The organism is Lichenifustis flavocetrariae (genome assembly GCF_026130545.1).
Lineage (GTDB): Bacteria > Pseudomonadota > Alphaproteobacteria > Rhizobiales > Beijerinckiaceae > Lichenihabitans > Lichenihabitans flavocetrariae.
In genome coordinates this window covers 372,519-388,539 of record NZ_JAMOIM010000001.1, presented here as the reverse complement: position 1 = coordinate 388,539, position 16,021 = coordinate 372,519, and the positions used below count along the sequence as shown (strand labels likewise).

14 protein-coding genes and 1 pseudogene are annotated in these 16,021 nt (G+C 63.3%); 7 read left to right on the top strand and 8 right to left on the bottom strand.

Annotated elements, in window-relative coordinates; genetic code table 11:
- Window positions 1–20 precede the first annotated feature (20 nt).
- Window positions 21–2,405 carry a tetratricopeptide repeat protein gene (locus M8523_RS01770; RefSeq protein WP_282583094.1) on the top strand — a complete coding sequence of 795 codons (2,385 nt, stop codon included), beginning with the start codon at window positions 21–23 and terminating at the stop codon, window positions 2,403–2,405.
- A 150-nt stretch (window positions 2,406–2,555) separates the two neighbouring features.
- Entirely contained in the window at window positions 2,556–3,299 is a 744-nt protein-coding gene (locus M8523_RS01765; RefSeq protein ID WP_282583093.1) for a DUF2076 domain-containing protein, read from the top strand.
- Window positions 3,300–3,447: 148 nt separating this feature from the next.
- Here the strand turns inward: M8523_RS01765 and M8523_RS01760 are convergent.
- Window positions 3,448–4,140 (bottom strand): annotated as a pseudogene (locus tag M8523_RS01760) (LysR family transcriptional regulator); the annotation flags it as partial.
- Between the two features lie 155 nt (window positions 4,141–4,295).
- Here M8523_RS01760 and M8523_RS01755 point away from each other — a divergent pair.
- Entirely contained in the window at window positions 4,296–5,789 is a 1,494-nt protein-coding gene (locus M8523_RS01755; protein WP_282583092.1) for a CoA-acylating methylmalonate-semialdehyde dehydrogenase, read from the top strand.
- A gap of 203 nt (window positions 5,790–5,992) precedes the next feature.
- Here the strand turns inward: M8523_RS01755 and M8523_RS01750 are convergent, their stop codons facing one another.
- From M8523_RS01750 to M8523_RS01720, 7 genes are all read right to left on the bottom strand, one after another.
- A complete protein-coding gene (locus M8523_RS01750; RefSeq protein WP_282583091.1) occupies window positions 5,993–7,492 on the bottom strand; it encodes a hypothetical protein in 1,500 nt (499 codons plus the stop codon).
- Window positions 7,493–7,810: 318 nt separating this feature from the next.
- Window positions 7,811–8,260, bottom strand: a complete 450-nt coding sequence (locus M8523_RS01745) for an ExbD/TolR family protein (protein ID WP_282583090.1) — start codon at window positions 8,258–8,260, stop codon at window positions 7,811–7,813.
- A complete protein-coding gene (locus tag M8523_RS01740; protein ID WP_282583089.1) occupies window positions 8,260–8,907 on the bottom strand; it encodes a MotA/TolQ/ExbB proton channel family protein in 648 nt (215 codons plus the stop codon). Before M8523_RS01740 ends, M8523_RS01745 begins: the two co-directional genes overlap by 1 nt.
- Before the next feature lie 16 nt (window positions 8,908–8,923).
- Window positions 8,924–9,391 (bottom strand): hypothetical protein, encoded by a 468-nt coding sequence (locus tag M8523_RS01735; protein WP_282583088.1) that lies wholly within the window; start codon window positions 9,389–9,391, stop codon window positions 8,924–8,926.
- Between the two features lie 199 nt (window positions 9,392–9,590).
- Window positions 9,591–10,031 (bottom strand): hypothetical protein, encoded by a 441-nt coding sequence (locus tag M8523_RS01730; protein ID WP_282583413.1) that lies wholly within the window; start codon window positions 10,029–10,031, stop codon window positions 9,591–9,593.
- A gap of 40 nt (window positions 10,032–10,071) precedes the next feature.
- Window positions 10,072–10,437, bottom strand: coding sequence for a hypothetical protein (locus M8523_RS01725; protein WP_282583087.1), 366 nt, complete (start codon window positions 10,435–10,437; stop codon window positions 10,072–10,074).
- Window positions 10,438–10,785: 348 nt separating this feature from the next.
- Window positions 10,786–11,487 (bottom strand): hypothetical protein, encoded by a 702-nt coding sequence (locus M8523_RS01720; RefSeq protein ID WP_282583086.1) that lies wholly within the window; start codon window positions 11,485–11,487, stop codon window positions 10,786–10,788.
- A 337-nt stretch (window positions 11,488–11,824) separates the two neighbouring features.
- Here M8523_RS01720 and M8523_RS01715 point away from each other — a divergent pair, with 337 nt between their 5' ends.
- The 4 genes from M8523_RS01715 to M8523_RS01700 all read left to right on the top strand — a co-directional run bounded on the left by M8523_RS01715 (window position 11,825) and on the right by M8523_RS01700 (window position 15,941).
- Window positions 11,825–11,950 carry a hypothetical protein gene (locus tag M8523_RS01715; RefSeq protein WP_282583085.1) on the top strand — a complete coding sequence of 42 codons (126 nt, stop codon included), beginning with the start codon at window positions 11,825–11,827 and terminating at the stop codon, window positions 11,948–11,950.
- A 690-nt stretch (window positions 11,951–12,640) separates the two neighbouring features.
- The gene (locus M8523_RS01710; RefSeq protein WP_282583084.1) at window positions 12,641–13,594 is read left to right on the top strand and encodes an OmpA family protein; all 954 of its coding nucleotides are present in this window, start codon (window positions 12,641–12,643) and stop codon (window positions 13,592–13,594) included.
- Between the two features lie 12 nt (window positions 13,595–13,606).
- Window positions 13,607–15,241 (top strand): caspase family protein, encoded by a 1,635-nt coding sequence (locus tag M8523_RS01705; protein WP_282583083.1) that lies wholly within the window; start codon window positions 13,607–13,609, stop codon window positions 15,239–15,241.
- Between the two features lie 19 nt (window positions 15,242–15,260).
- The gene (locus M8523_RS01700) at window positions 15,261–15,941 is read left to right on the top strand and encodes a DUF4384 domain-containing protein (protein WP_282583082.1); all 681 of its coding nucleotides are present in this window, start codon (window positions 15,261–15,263) and stop codon (window positions 15,939–15,941) included.
- Window positions 15,942–16,021: the final 80 nt, after the last annotated feature.

The following is a 16,021-nucleotide window of genomic DNA, read 5'->3' as shown; positions in this document are numbered from 1 at the left end:
TCAGATATTCAGGTTGGTCGATGACAAAGCACCATCTGTTTCTCGCCGCGGCATCCCTCCTTGTCCTGGCAGGCTGCAAGGACAAGCAGTCGCCGCAAGAGACTGCCACCCATTTCAAGGCGGCCCAGGATCTCTACGCCCAGAAGGACTACACCCACGCCCTGGTGGAGATCCAAAATGCGATCAAAGGCGACCCCAAGAGCGGCGACGCGCATTTCCTCGCGGCGCAGATCCAGGAGGGGCTCGCGAACCCCAAAGGGGCGTTCGAGGAATATGCCCGAGCCGCCATGCCCGAGGCAGGCAACATCAAGGCGCAACTCAAGGTTGCGCAGATCCTGATCGAGGCCAACCAGCTTGATGCGGCTCTCGGACGGATCAACGGAACACTCGGCTCCCGCCCGAACGATCCCGATGCGCTCGCGCTCCGTGCCTGGGCGGAACAGCGCAAAGGGGATCGCGACAAGGCGCGCGCGGACGCTCAGCTTTCGCTTTTACGAAGCCCAGGCCAGCCGATCGCCACGTCGGTCATGGCCGCGGATGCGCTTGCCGACAAGAACAGCGACAAGGCGCTCGTCTCCCTCGCCATCGGCCTCAAGGCGCACCCGACCGACGTGCCTTTGATCCGCCTCAAGGCAGCGGCTCTCCTGATGCAGGACAAGAAGGACGAGGCGGTCGCGCTCTATCAGGATCTGTTGAAGGCCGACCCGAAGTCGGTCGGGATCCGGTCGACCCTCGCCGAACTGGATGTCGCGACCGGACAGGTCGATGCGGGCGAACAACTCCTCCGCGATGGCGTGGCGGCGCTGCCCGACAGCCGCGAGATGCGCGCCGCCCTGATCGTTTTCATGGCCAAACATCGGGGCGACCAGGCGGCCGACAAGGCGATGCAGGAGGCGATTGCGGCCACACCTAAAGACAGTTCATTCGATCTGATGCGAGCCGAAGCCTTGCTTCGCGCGAAAAAGCCGGACGAAGCGGCCCAGGCGCTTCAGTCCGCCATCGCCAGGGTGCCGGAGGGCCCGGCCCGCTCGGCCGTGCGGCTTGCGCTTGCGCGCCTCGATCTGGGGATGAACGACCCCGTTGCAGCCCGCAAGCTTCTCGACGATGCGGTGACGGCCAAGGCGGACGACGACGACGCCCTGTTGTTGCGCGCCGAATTGATGGTCAAGTCGGATGATGCCGCCCATGCCATTCCGGATCTTCTGGCGGTCGCCGCGCGCAGGCCTCGAAGTGCAAGCGCGCTCGCGATCTTGGCGCAGGCCTACACGCAGCAGGGCGACACCGACAAGGCGATCGATGCCTGGAAGAAGGTCGTCTACTTCGACCCGGCGAACCTGCAGCCCGTCACGGCCTTGGCGAACCTCTATCTCAAGCAGAGCAAGCCGGATCTCGCCCGGCAGGCACTCGCGGATTACGTCAACAAAAACCCCGAGGGTTTCGAGGGACGAATGGCGCTCGTCCGGCTCGCGGCACAGCAGAAAGACTGGACGGCCGCACAGGCGGCGATCGACCAGATGCGCCGTGTGCCGCGATCCGAGCGCGTGATGGCGCTGCTCAATGCCGAATTGAGCGAGGCCAAGGGCACCCCGGTACCTGCCGCGGCAGCTTACATGAAAATGATCGATGCATCGGGCAGCAAGCCGCTCGATCGCGAGGCTTTGGCGGGCTACGCCCGCAGCTCGGTCGCGGGCAAGCAGACCGATCAGGCCATCACGTTCGTGTCCGCGCTGACCGAGAAGCTGACCGGTGAGGATGCGGCGGTCGCCGATCTGGTTCTTTCGGCTCTCTATCGGAACGCCGGGCAGGACGACAAGGCCAATGACGCGACCGCCCTCGCCATCAAGGCTGCGCCGAAGCTACCCGCGGCCTATCTCGAAGCGGCTGCGGCCTTGCGGAAGACGCCGGATCGCGCCGTTGCCGTTCTCAACGACGGGCTCGCAGCCGGCGCGCCGGGCGAGCCGCTTTTGATGGCCAAGGCCAGCTTGCAGGAACAGGCGGACAACAAGGATCCGGCGATCGCGACCTACCAGGACGTCTTGAAGCTGAACCCGCAGTCCGTGGTCGCGGCCAATAATTACGCGAGCCTCGTCGCCGACATGAAGCCCAACGACAAAGCCTTGTTGAGCGAGGCCCGCAAGCCGCTCCAGCGCGTCGCCGTCAGCAACAATCCGGCGCTCCTCGATACGTTGGCCTGGATCGACTACCGGCTGGGCGATTTCCCGTCCGCCAAAGCCCTGCTGGTGCGCGCGAAAGCCGACACCTCAGACAACCCGCAACTGCGCTTTCACTACGGCGCAGTGTTGATGGCGATGGGCGACAAGGATGCGGGCCGGTCGGTCGTGAAGGCGGCACTCAGTCAGCCATTTCCAGGACGCCAGGAAGCGGAACGGATGCTCACCGAATAGACGGAACGGGCAAACAAACAGCGTCGGCGCCTTCATAGCCAAGATGAACGGCCTTTCATGCGGGTCCGGTCCGTCGGGACCTTGGACGTGCGTGAGGTCAGTCCCATATCTACCCGGGCGGGAAACGCCCGCGCTTGAGGGAGACAGTCGATGACACCCGATGAACGTCAGTTGCTGTCCGGTCTCTTCGACCGGATCCGCACCGCCGGCACGGGGCAGCGCGACCGCGATGCCGAGTCCTTCATCACCGATGCCGTGAAGCAGCAGCCCTATGCCCCCTACCTCCTAGCCCAGACCGTGATCGTGCAGGAACAGGCGCTGCGGGCCGCGAACGACAAACTTCAGGAACTAGAAGCCAAGGTCCAAAGCCTTGAGAGCGGACAGCAGCAAGGATCGTCGGGCAGCGAGGGCGGGTTCCTCGGCGGTCTCGGACGCTCCATCTTCGGTTCCGGTGCTCCCCAGCAGCCTCCGCAGAGCCGGCAATATGCGCCGCCGCAGCCGAACTACGCGCCACCGCAGGGCCAATGGAACCAGAATGCAGGTCAACAACAGGCTGGGCCCTGGGGCCAGGGCCAACAGGGCGGCGCAGGCGGCGGTGGGTTTCTTAAGGGAGCCCTCGGCATGGCGGCCGGCGTTGCGGGTGGCGCGTTGCTGGCCAACTCCATTTCCGGTCTGTTCCATGGGTCCAACAATCCCTTCGGGATTTCCTCCGGCATGGGTGGGTTTGGCGGTAGCTTCCCGGGCGCGGGCGGCGAGACGATCGTCAATAATTATTATGGCGACGAGGCGCCGCCGGATGCCGCCGGAAGCGACCAGGGCTTTGACACTGCGGCCGATTACGGGACGGATGACGGCGGCAGTTTTGGCGGGGACGACGGTGACTACAACGCCTGATCGTCAGGCCTCGCCAGAAAGCTTCGCCGGTCCGACTGCACGATTTCCACCAGGAAATCGTGCAGTCGGACCTGATCCGGCCGAGGCCCCGTGTATCCTGATGCTCGACGATCCAATAGGCGCGGGTGGCGCGGCGGTCGGGCAGAACCGGACGCAAATCCGGATGTCGTTGCGCGATGAACTGGTGAACGACCCCGATACCTAGGCCGGCACGCACGGCCTCGAGTTGACCGATGGCCCCAGCGCATTGAAACGCAATGGGAAGATCGGTGAACAGATCACGCACATAATTGAGCGCGGACGCGTAGGCATATTCCTCGACATAGCCGATCAGGCGGTGGTGCTTGAGATCGCCGACATGAAGCGGCATGCCGTGGCGCTCGAAGTAATGGTCGACCCCAAAGATCCCGAGGTCGTAGTCGGTCAGCTTCCGTGTCACGAAGCGCCCCGCCTCAGGTTTGTCCAGCACGATCGCAATGTCGACTTCACGCTTTGCAAGCGGCACGACCTGCGGGCTCGGGACGAGTTGGATCGTGATCCCGGGATGGCGCTCGACGAAGCCGGCGCAGCGGGGCGCCAGGTAATAGGTCGAAAAGCCATCCGGCGCACCGATGCGGACGGTCCCGGACAATTCGACGTCCTTGTCGGTCAGTGCCGCCTGCGCCTGCAACACTTCCGTCTCGATGGATTCAGCCGCGGTAAGTAGCCGCTGCCCGGCTGCGGTGAGCCCGACTCCCGTGGTGCGCCGGTCGAACAGTCGCGCGTTGAGGGCGCGCTCGAGAGCCGTGATACGCCGGTTCACGGTCGCATGATCGACCTTGAGCTGCCGGGCCGCCGTCACGAACTGCCCCGTTCGGGCTGCCGCGAGAAAGAAACGAAGGTTGTCCCAATCCACAGCTCAGCCTTTTTGCGCACATCGGATGCGCGATCTCGCAACTTGATGTGCAAAAACATTCTCTGCTTAGTGCATCCGGTCAAGATGCTCGGGAGGCACTCGTGAAGGAATATGGACATTTCATCGGCGGCAAGCAGGTCGCCGGCACATCGGGGCGCTTGGGCGACGTCTATACGCCAATGACGGGCGAGATTTCCGCCCGCGTCGCACTGGCCAGTGCGGAGGAAGTGGGAGCCGCGGTTGCGAATTCCGCGCAAGCACAGCGCGAATGGGGCGCCGTCAACCCGCAGCGCCGGGCGCGCATCATGATGAAATTCCTCCAGCTTGTGCTCGACAACCAGAAAGATCTGGCCGAGTTGCTGGCCCGCGAGCATGGCAAGACGGTTCCGGATGCCATGGGTGATATCCAGCGCGGCTACGAGGTCGTCGAATTCGCCTGCGGCATTCCGCACTTGCTAAAAGGCGAGTTCACGGACGGCGCAGGTCCCGGCATCGACGCCTATTCGATGCGCCAGCCCCTCGGCGTCACGGCCGGCATCACGCCCTTCAATTTTCCAGCGATGATCCCGATGTGGAAATTCGCGCCGTCGATCGCTTGCGGCAATTCCTTCGTGCTGAAGCCGTCGGAGCGCGATCCGGGTGTGCCGATGCGCCTCGCCGAATTGATGATCGAGGCCGGCCTTCCAGCCGGTGTCCTCAACGTCGTCAACGGCGACAAGGTGGCGGTAGACGCCCTGCTGGATCATCCCGAGGTCAAGGCGATCGGCTTCGTCGGATCGACGCCCATCGCCGAATACATCTACGCGCGAGGCGCCGCGAACGGCAAGCGCGTGCATGCCTTCGGGGGTGCCAAGAACCACATGGTCATCATGCCTGATGCCGACATGGACAAGACCGTCGACGCCCTGATCGGCGCCGGCTACGGCTCGGCCGGCCAGCGCTGCATGGCCATTTCGGTGGCGGTGCCGGTCGGCAAGGCCGCGGCCGACGCGCTGATGGAAAAGCTCGTTCCCCGGGTTGAAGCCTTGAAAATTGGCCTTTCGACCGATGCCGGCGCCGATTACGGGCCGGTGATCACCCAGGCCGCCGTCGATCGCGTGCACCAATATTGCGACATCGGCATCAAGGAAGGCGCCGACCTCGTCGTCGATGGGCGAGGCTTCAAGATGCAAGGCTACGAGAAAGGCTTCTACGTCGGCTCCTGCCTGTTCGACAACGTCACCAAGGACATGCGGATCTACAAGGAAGAGATCTTCGGGCCGGTGCTGGCCGTCGTGCGTGCCAAGACCTACGAGGAAGGCTTGGCGCTTTGCAACGACCACGAATACGGAAACGGCACCGCGATCTTCACCCGCGACGGCGACGCGGCGCGTGATTTCGTCAGCCGCGTGCAGGTCGGCATGGTGGGTGTGAACGTACCGATCCCGACGCCGCTGGCCTATTATTCCTTTGGCGGCTGGAAGCGCTCGGCCTTCGGCGACCTGAACCAGCATGGCCCGGATTCGGTCCGCTTCTACACGAAGACCAAGACGGTCACGGCACGATGGCCCTCTGGCGTGAAGGAAGGCGCCGAGTTCTCGATGCCGACGATGTAGGAGGCGCTCCACGCGGTCCCCTCCCTTTTCAATAAGGGCAGGGTGACCGCATTTGGAGTTGATCGCTTGATCATCATCGTGAGCGCAGCGTGGTGATCCGTGTCCAGAGCGCCGCGTGGATTGCCGCGGCGGCTTTACCGCCTCGCAATGACGTGGCAGGATTGCGTCGTTTCCTCGTCCAAAGCGACCAGCGCGATAGCCGCTCAGCCAGCCGGTCCGCGCAAAACATAGAGGCGCCACGAAACAGAGGGCGAAGACGCGAACCATGGAATAGAGGGTTCTGTGCGAGTTTGAGCCTCGATCAGGCGATAGCAACACGCAAGCTCCGCGCTGAACTCGGGCCAGTCGTCGACAGCCTTCAGGCCGTCTTCCGATGGCCAGGTCGCATCGGTGACCAGGATTGCGTCTGGAGGACGGGACTGGATGTCTTTCACGAATTCGGAGCGCCACGCCGGTTTGCCGGGCGCGAGATAGAGCCAGTAGGCATAGGGTGTCGCCTGCCGCAGCCCACTGCGGGCCATTGCCAGGAACGCACCACCACTCATGTCGAGCATCTGAACGCGCGCGCCAGCCGCCACATGCGCCTTTAGGGCGTCTTGTAGAGTCCGGCTGACCGGGGCCGGCATGATGAGATCGGCGGGAAACCGGGAATATTCGAAGGCCTGCACGGCTTGCGTGCCGAACACCGCGGCCGAGACGCCCAGCGCCGCACAGGTGAACGGAACGGGGGTTTTGGGCAGGCTCCAGGCGCTTAGGCACGCGACGCCGCCGATCAACGGATAAGCGTGATAAAAGAAACCCTTGCCCTGCAACATGAAATGGATCGCGCCAAACACCGCCAGTCCGATCAGGACAAGCAAGCGAGGCGAGGTTTCAGCCCGCACGCAAAACACGGCAGCGAGCAGCAAGCCGCCGACACCGAGACCCGTGTGCTTCAGGGCCACCGCCGGCAGCACCAGCCAAGACCGGTGAGCGAGCCCAACATAGAACGGCTCGTAGTCACGGAAATCTCGAATGAAAGCTTCCGTCGCGCCGAGATCGGTCATCACCAGCAGTGTGACGAGCGCAATGCTGCAAAGGCCCGCCCCGCCGACGAGAAGGTTCGCGACTCGGAAAGGTCGGACGGTGAGGGGCAGTGCAAGAAGAATGACCGCCGTCGGCTTGAGCAGGGCCGCCAGACCGACCGCGACTCCGGCTGCAAACAGCCACGGAAAACCTGCGCTGGGCCGCTCGGCGGCTCTTACGCTGCAGAGGGCGGCCGTAAAGGCGGGACCGAGGAGCAGAAAATCGCGTTCTCCAGCCGCTTGCGGACCAAACAGGAGATGCGCCGCGATGATTGTGACGGCCGCCAAGAAGGCATTGCTCAGGCCAGCCGGCCGGACAAGTGCGCCGGCCAGCAGTCCGATCGCCACCGAACTGCCGAGGTCGAAGATACGAAACGCCAGATCTCCCATCCCGCCGACCCAAATGACGGCGGCATGAATGACGTAGATCAGCGGCATGTTCATATCGATGAAGTCCTTGTACGGGACGGCACCGAGCATGAATTGCGACACTGCAAAATGAAACATCGCCGCATCGCCGACCAAAGGCCAGCGCAGCGAAACCACGGCGATCCAGATGTCGAGAAGTCCCAGCGTCAGTGCCGTGAGGAGGACGCTTCGATGCACCCAGTTGCGCCGCGCGGTGGGTTGGCCGGTCATGGGCTCGTTTCCAAGAGTCGCCGCGACAAAATCCGGTTGCTCCGGGGCAGCGATGGTGATGGGAACACGAGGCATGCCGAAGAGCGACCGCACCAACCAATGCCCATTTACTTGGCGGATCAAAGACTACATTGCGGGACCATCAAATCAAGGATGATTAAATTAAATCGAAATTCAGTTTTTTGAAACACCAAGGAGCCAGCCGGCAGTAGACATCTCGGTTAACACTCTGCGGTCATGTGCTTCCCGGTTTCGAACTTGCCTTCGCTTAGTTTCCCATCCGCAGATTGGCGCGAATGGCACGCTATCCGGGTCCCGTCAGGGAGCTCGCTTTGCTGAAACCGGCTGACTCAACAGCGACACATGGCTGAAGCCAGCGGCGCGGAACTGGTCGATATTCGTCATCACCGTGCCGTAGGAGATGGTCCGATCCGCTCGGATATAGACCAGCGCGTCCCCCTCGTTCACCCGGATCGCCTGCAGATGAGCGGGCAGATCCTCAGCGGATACGCTCTCGTCCCGAAGGTGAATTGAACCGTCCGAGCTGATCGAGATGATGAGCGGCTTCACAGGTCTGCCCAGCGCCGTCCCGCCGCCTCTCGGGAGCTCGATCGGCACGCCCTGCACCATCAAGGGCGCCGCCACCATGAAGACGACGAGCAGCACCAGCATGACGTCGACGAGGGGTGTCACGTTGATCTCGGCGAAGACGCCGCCGTCGCGCTCGTCATCGTCGGTGTCGCCGAACAGGTCGGGCAGGACGGCCATCAGAACGCCACCGGATGAGACGTCCGGGCGATCAGTGTCGTCGCGGCGCCAAGGCGATGACCGTAGCCGCGAAGGGCGGAGCGGATGAGGTTATAGGCGATGACCGCCGGAATGGCTGCCGCAAGGCCGATCGCCGTGGCAAACAGCGCCTCGGCAATGCCCGGCGCCACGACCGCGAGGCTGGTATCGTTGGAGGTCGCGATGGCGGAGAAACTCCGCATGATGCCCCAGACCGTGCCGAACAAGCCGATGAACGGCGCGCTCGACGCCAGTGTCGCGAGAAAGGGCAATCCCCCGTCCCACCGCCGCAACTCGGCCACGTAGGCGCTGCGCATGGCGGCGGCGCACCGGCCCCGCAGATCGTCGCCCAAGGCACGGGCCTCTTCGTCCCGCGCGCTCAGCATCGAACTCAACAGCCGCGACGGTTCGGCGGAGGGCTTAACCTGATGGCGGGCAAAGGCCTCCACCTGGCCGACCTCGCGGCGCAGCCGTGAGAGCGACAAGATCTTTTCGACGATGATAGCCCAGCTCGCGACCGACCCAAGAAAAAGCAGCGCCAGCACGATCTGCACGACCGGGTCGGCATGCAGGATCGATCCAGCCAGCATCAGCGTGGGGGCGTGAAAGCGTCGGCGCGGCAGGGCCACGCGAGCAGGACTGCGATCATTTCGAGAAATGCGCCGCGGCGCGCGACGACACCTGAAGTCTGTCGGCGCAATCGGCGATCGGGCCGGAGGCATCGCGGCAGTCGACGACGTCGTTCAGAAGAATGCTGCCGATGCTGTCGCAGGGCAGGTCATTGAGTTCGAACAGTTTGACACTTTTCTTATTGGGCCGAAGCGGAGATAAATCGAGGGCCAACCGCCTGTCGATCACGCCGTCTGTCCGAAACAGCACGAGATCGAGCTTCAAGCTCTGAAAGGCTGTCGGCCCCGCGTTGTCGATCACGAAGTAGACGCGGCACGACTTGTCCTGCGACTCCAGTTTGTTCAACTCGACCGCGATGCCGGGCGCCTCTGCCGCCTGTGCCGCGCTGCCCAATCGGAGCGCGAGTGCGAAAACGCTAACCCATCGCACCGCCCTGGTCGGCGAGAGCGAGTGGCAAGCCCGGGTCGACTTTTGGTGATCCATAGGGTCCCTCATGGCCCGGAGGTTAGCCGCAGGATCTCCCGCCTGGCAATCGGTCGCGTATCTTCGCCTGACTATTTTGCATTTGCAGTCGGGGCGTCGCGGACCGCGCGGGCAATCGCGGCCCAGCAGTCCCGCGAGATACGCGCTCCATGGGTATGACCCGCGATGAAAGGAGCTTGGACGCCATCGGTCCGCTCTCCTACTCGTTGATGACCATCCCGTAGACATCTGTCTCGAATTGCTCGCCTTCCTCACCTGGAAAGTCGATCCCGTCGAGGTTATCGGCCCAATGCGTCAGCTCATGCAGCAGCGTCACGCCGACGAGAAACACATCCTTGTGCCATTTCGTCTTCCGCAGACCATGGCCGTCTTCAAATTCGTCGACGATTCGGGTGTGAATGTTGATGATATTGGGGGCAACGCTTCCGTTGAACAGGCCGATGGCCCCATTGAATTCTTTGATCACGATATGAGGTTCGTTGCCCCAGGCCAACGCCCGTCGCAAGGTCACTCGATTGATCTGACCGTATTTTGCAAAGGCGGCAACGATAGACGGAACATCCGCAACCTGCGGAAGCTTATTGCGAACGTAGCTTGTAAATTTTGGATAAGTCGTCTGGTCGGTCCTATCGATAATCATCAAAATACTCCGTCGCGAATAGGAATAAACTGGGGTCCAATTATTTTCCTTCGCCGACCTCGATTTGATCGACTGACCATCTATCTTCGACCTTCTTGAAGGTGGCTTGGCCAATGAGCCCCTCGACTGGATAGAGAAACCTTATCTCCGCGCGATTGCTCCGGAAGTCGCAGGCCGTAATCTCGAAGGCTTGGTCGTCACGACTTCGCGTCAGGATAGCGGGTTTGCCAGCAGCCAGGAGCGTGGCGGAGCCGAAGTCCACGGCCGTGACATTGGCGATCTTGAGCGGCAATCGCTCCGGCCGTTCGTCGAAATGGTAGTATTGCGCCAGTTGAGGAACGTTCAGTAGAAGCTGTAGGATCGTATGGCCATCGCGGTTCGACTCAGCGGATGCGGGTGTTGACATGACGGGTCCTCCCAAAACAGCGGCACACAGCAAGTGCCGAATAAAATGTCTCATGACGTTGACGCCTCTCCGTGAAGGCTCGCCGAGATCCAAATCGGTGCTCTAAATGACTGAACTCAATTACAAATCGAACTGAGGCGAAGACGCCTCAGGGCAACGACTTTGCGTCGCCCTGTTGGCTCTTGTCCCGAATGCCCGGACATTGACCTAACCGAATGTGCCGTCTCGTTCCGCCGCAGAAATCGCGACGCTGAGAGGAGCCTTCAGGTTTTGCCTTGCCGCCCCTTTTATAAGGGCATTTCTATTGTTGGTACTGTGAGGAAGATCACTGTACCGCAAGCCTGCGGGTCAGCGCACGGCGAGAAACATCTTCGCCGCGACTGTGTAAGCCGCTCCCTTGCCGGCAAACAGGGGTTTGAAAATGTCGTCGGCGGTCACTGGATGAAGCGGAAGCGTCACCGCCCCGGCCACCAGTACGAGGATCTGCGGAAAGGGGCCGCCTGGTGTGGAGAGTTGCGGACGGAACGAGAAGGACGGGTTGCCGTCGTGTTCCGACACCGCGTCGCTGATATCCGTCACGGCGCCGGATTCTGCGATCACGAAGAGACGCAAAGGGCGCCCGGCAGCCCCGCCAATGGTGCCCGACAAGGTGTCGCCGCGGTCGAGCGCGCGGCGCTCCAGGACGAGCGACGGCCCGCTGTCGGTGTCGTGCGGCAATCTCCGCAGATACTCGACCGCCGAACACTGTGCCGACCAAATCCGCTGTCCGGAGACCGTCGCTTCGATCCCGGTCGAGGTCTTCAGCGCCCGGTCGAATTGCTGGAATGTGCCGGGCATTGTCGCGAAACTCTCGATCTCGGCATTTGTGGCTGAAACCTGTCGCACAGCCGCGAAGAAGCAGGGGCCACCATCGTATCGATCGACAAAAGCGCGGATTTGCTGCGCCCGCTCCGCAGCCGTAGGGCCCGCCGGAATGTCCGTCGTGCCGAGATCGATGGCTTGTGCTGGCGCCGGCTGCGCGAGTGACGCGGTGACGGCTTCGTGCGGCATCTCCGATCGCACCAGAGACGTGGTTGGTGCGACACCTTGAGATGGCGGTGCGCTCGCTTCCCGAACGAAATCTGGCGCGGGAGGCGGTCCCGCGTGCTCAACCGAAGGCGAAGCGGAAGCGCTTTGCGGCGAGGGAATTACGAGTGGTGCCTCAGATCCCGACGCAGTCGGGGAGGCAGCCGCCGGCGGCGGCGTGTCGGCGAGGATCTGCGCCGGCGGAACGAAAGTCGGAATGGCTGGTCCAACCAGGCTCTCGGCGTGGATCTCCGGTAAACGTGGCCGGAGGTCTGAAATTGCTGCCAGCGCGGGGAGCTGAGGCTCGGGCGTCGTCTCCGGATTGAGCGCCGCGGGCGGCGCCTCGACTGCGGCCTGGTCTCTCGAGATCATGGCGGGGGCTTCAGCCTCCGGCGCGAGCGAGCTGGGCGGCAAGGGCTGCGCCGCCATCGGGGCGGAACTCAACTGATCCTCATCTCGGAGGGGCTTTGCCTCAAAGCCGGGGGACGTTGGTTCAACCACTTGTCCGGCACTTCGTGGCAAAGCCAGCAGTTCTGGCCCGAGGCGGTTCGGCATTTGAGAAGGTGGTAGGCTAGCAAGCGGCCGCAGTTCTAGCGCGGCCCTTTGATCGCTCATCACAGAGACGGCGGGCTCCGAAAGCGTCGGTGTTGCGGAAACAGGCCCGATCGGCACTGGGGCAATGGTTGGGAGAGCAGCGGATTCGGCGGAAGGCAGAACCTCCCGCGGCGCCACGGAGGCGACCGTCTCGCCAATGGAGGGCGGGGCGTTGAACGACACGATGATGGGCGGCCCCGGCGTGAGGCTCGGCGCCAGGGCCAGATGCAGGACGAAAGTCCCCAAGAGACAGGCGTGAAGCGTGAGCGACAGCCCGACCGCAACAGCCCTTTCGCCCTGCATGACAGAATCCTCGCTTGAACGGGGGTTTCACCAAAGGGGCCGACGCATGCACAATGGGGCTGATCCACGAGCCTACGGGCCTGCCCAAACGTCGGTCCTGCCAATGCAACGCGCCCAACGTGATCAAGATCACCAAGCGGGCGTCACAGCAAGTCGGCATGCTGGAATGGCCTCGGGGTTTGGACTAGCGTGACCTTCATGCGAGCCAACCTCGCGAGACCCAATGATTGGGATCCGAACCGTGTTGCGAACAAGCGCTGTCTCACTCCTCATCGGCGCGATCATGGTGTCCCTTGGCGGGATCTCCCCAAGCCACGCCGACGCCTGTGCGGGCAAGATCGAACAATTCAACGAGGCGGTCGACGCCGGGCGGGAGGCCGATGCCCAGAGCCTGGTCGACCAGATCGCCACCGACGGCGTATGCGGCCGGTTCCAGGTTCCGGTGCAGCGCCGTCTGGCCGCCTTGCGGCTTCGCATGGCCCAGGATCTGATGGCCAAGGGACGGCCGAGCGGTGAATACGAGCGGGTTCTGGCCGATGCAGCCCGTCCCGGTGTACTGTGGCAGGCGGCCGCGACCCTCGCGGAGGTCCGGTTCGGGGCGCGTCGCTTCGGGGAAGCTGCGCTCGCCTTCGATGCCGCCATCGAGACCGTCAAAAACGAAACCGTGACCCCGACGGCACCGTCCAAAGCTGAAATCCAGGAACTCATCGACCGCGCGGCGCTCTCGCGCGTACTCGAAGCCAATGTGGGGTCGCGGCAGACACCCCCCACCTATGTGGCGGCCCTGGACGACCGGCGGAGCGGGATGCTGGGCGGCTATCTTTCCCCTTCTGTCAGAGGCATCGTTCCGCATGCCCTGCCCCTGCCGATCATCTTTGATTTCGACAAAGCCACGCTCACGCCGCTTGGTCAGGACGCAACGCGCGAGCTCGCCCGGGCGATCCGCGAGCAGCAGCCCTCCAAGGTCGTGGTTGTCGGGCATACCGATGTCCGAGGAGAGACTGAACACAACCTGAAGTTGTCAAAAGAGCGGGCTGAGGCCGTCGCGACCTACATGCGGGAGAGTGGGGTCGACATTCCGATCCAGGCTAACGGGGTGGGCGCGACCGAGCCGATCAAGATCGAGGATTCGGCAGGGCTGACGCAGGACGACATCTACGCGTTGAACCGGCGCGTCGAATGGCTGCGAGAGTAGGAGCATGCTTTCATGGCACGCCTGATCGCTCTCATCGGTTTCCTGCTCGGCCTTGCGGGGACACCCGGGCTCGCAGCTGAGGCGGCGCCCTCCCCGCTCGTGTTGATGGCGCCGGGCAGCGGCGAGGTGCGGGCGCTCGTGGTCGGCATCGATCACTACCAGAACGTCAATCCGTTGCGCGGCGCCGTCGCGGATGCACGCGATATCGAGACCGCGCTCGCCGGCATGGGATCGAAAGACGTGACGACACTGATCGACGCCGCGGCCGTCCGGGCGCGGCTGATCGGTGAACTCGATAAACTGGTGGCCCGCAGCCGATCTGGCGATCTCGTCATCATCACGCTCGCGGGTCACGGCTCCAAGGAGGATGAGCGCGTCAAGGGGTCGTCGGATGACGGAACCGACGAAGTGTTCCTTCTGGTCGGGTTCGACCCGAAGACCGGCGCCGGAGGCGCGGAGAAGATCCTGAATCACGAGTTCCACCACTACATCAAGCTGATCGAGGACCGGGGCGCGCAGGTCATCTTCGTGGCCGACACGTGTTACGGCGGTGGCCTTTCGCGTGAGGTTGCCGTCGACTCGCCTTCGATCAGCTACCGGCAGGTGCCGCGATATCGGCTTGCCGAGGATGATCTGAAGCCCGTGTCGACACCTGCCGAGGCGATGTTGACCCCCCTCGACTTCGAACGCACGACCTTTCTGGCCGCGGTCGACAGCGAGACGAAGGCCCCGGAGGTGCTGATCGACAATGTCTACCGGGGTGCGCTGTCCTATGCGTTCGCCCGCGCGATCCAGGGCGCGGCGGACGAGAAGCACGATGGCAAGACCACGCTGCGCGAACTCTTCGCCTATGCCCGCAAAGTGGTCTATCAGCTGTCCGACGAGCGCCAGAACATCGTGACGCTCGAATCACCCCACCGTGATCTTGACCGGGATGTCGTCCTGCAATGGGGGGATCGCGGGGTCGCTCATCCGACACCCGCCCCGCCCGTCAAGGCCGCCCTCTCTGCCGAGCGTCCGGTGATCCCGGTCCGCATTGCGTCCGCCACGGCGCACAGCGACATCTTTGCGGGCTTGCAAGCTCTCCAAACGCCCTTCACGATCGTAGACCCTGAGGGAACGCCGGATCTGATCTGGAACCCCGTGGCTCATGAGGCGATCGCGGGCGGTGACAAGATCGCGCTCGATGTCGCGCTCGACGACCTACCCGGCGTGATCGATCGCACGGCGGCGGTGCGGGATCTGAAGAGCCTCGTGGTCAAATCTCCCCAGTCCGTCCATGTCCTGCCGGATGCCTCGCTGCATCGGCAAGGCAGCCGGATCGACATCGACGTCACCGATATCGAGGGCCGCAATCTGGTCCTGGTCGACATCACCGGCTCCGGGATCGTGCAACTGCTCTACCCGATCCACCCGAAGCAATTGCTATCCACGGGGGGCCATTATCGGGTCCCCTTCACGGTGCGCGATCCCTTCGGCGCCGACCAGGTGCTGGCGATCACCTCCGGCGCACCGATGGACGGCCTCGTGACCGCGCTTCGGGAACTCGACAAACGCAGGAGCGCGGGGCGGCTGTTCGACGTGATCCGCCGCTTCCAGCCGCCTGACGCGAGGCTCGGGCTGGTCGGACTTTTCACCGTTCCTTGAGGTTCCGGGAGGCAGCGACATGATCCGTAGCAGACAACCGAGCAGCTTCGGCTTGGTCCTGGTGTTCGCCCTCGGCGCACTCCTGGCGGCCGGGCAACCACTGCAAGCCGCCGATCGCTCCGTGACGATTCTCGAAGGTGTCGAAGAACCGCCACCCGACGCCGCTCCACCGCCTGCCGGCGCGGCACCTCTCACTGCGTTGAAGACCGAGAACCCGGCCGGGGTCGTGTTGAACATCCTCCCGAACGGCAATCTGCATCTCGGCGCCCAGATCGCCTTGACCGTATCGACGCAGCGCCCTGGCTTTATCGTCATCGTCGACATCAACGCGGAAGGGCGGTGGACGCAGATCTACCCCAATATGCTGTCTCTCTCCCGGACCGCCGGCGATGTCGCGACCGCGAATCTGATCAGACCCGGCTCTCCGGTCACGATCCCGAACCTGACGAGCCCTCTGGCCCGGTTCGTGTTCAAGGCCGATCCGCCTCGCGGCAACGGCGCCATCGTGGCGATCCTGAGCGACCGTCCGGTCCAGATCATCGATCTTCCCGAGACACCTGCGTCTCCCACGAACCTGCAAGCGGCGGTCGATGCACTGGCCCAGTCGGTGATCGGCCTGAAGATCGCTTCGAGCAAGGATGCCCGCAGCTTCAGTCCCGGAGTTTGGTCGTTTGCGGCGGCGCCCTACACGATCGAGTGATCGACCCTCCGAGCCTCCGTTTTCGTCTTCTGCATTTCGAGAAACCCATTGCCGGTGAGACCTTCCATGACTTGGGCGAA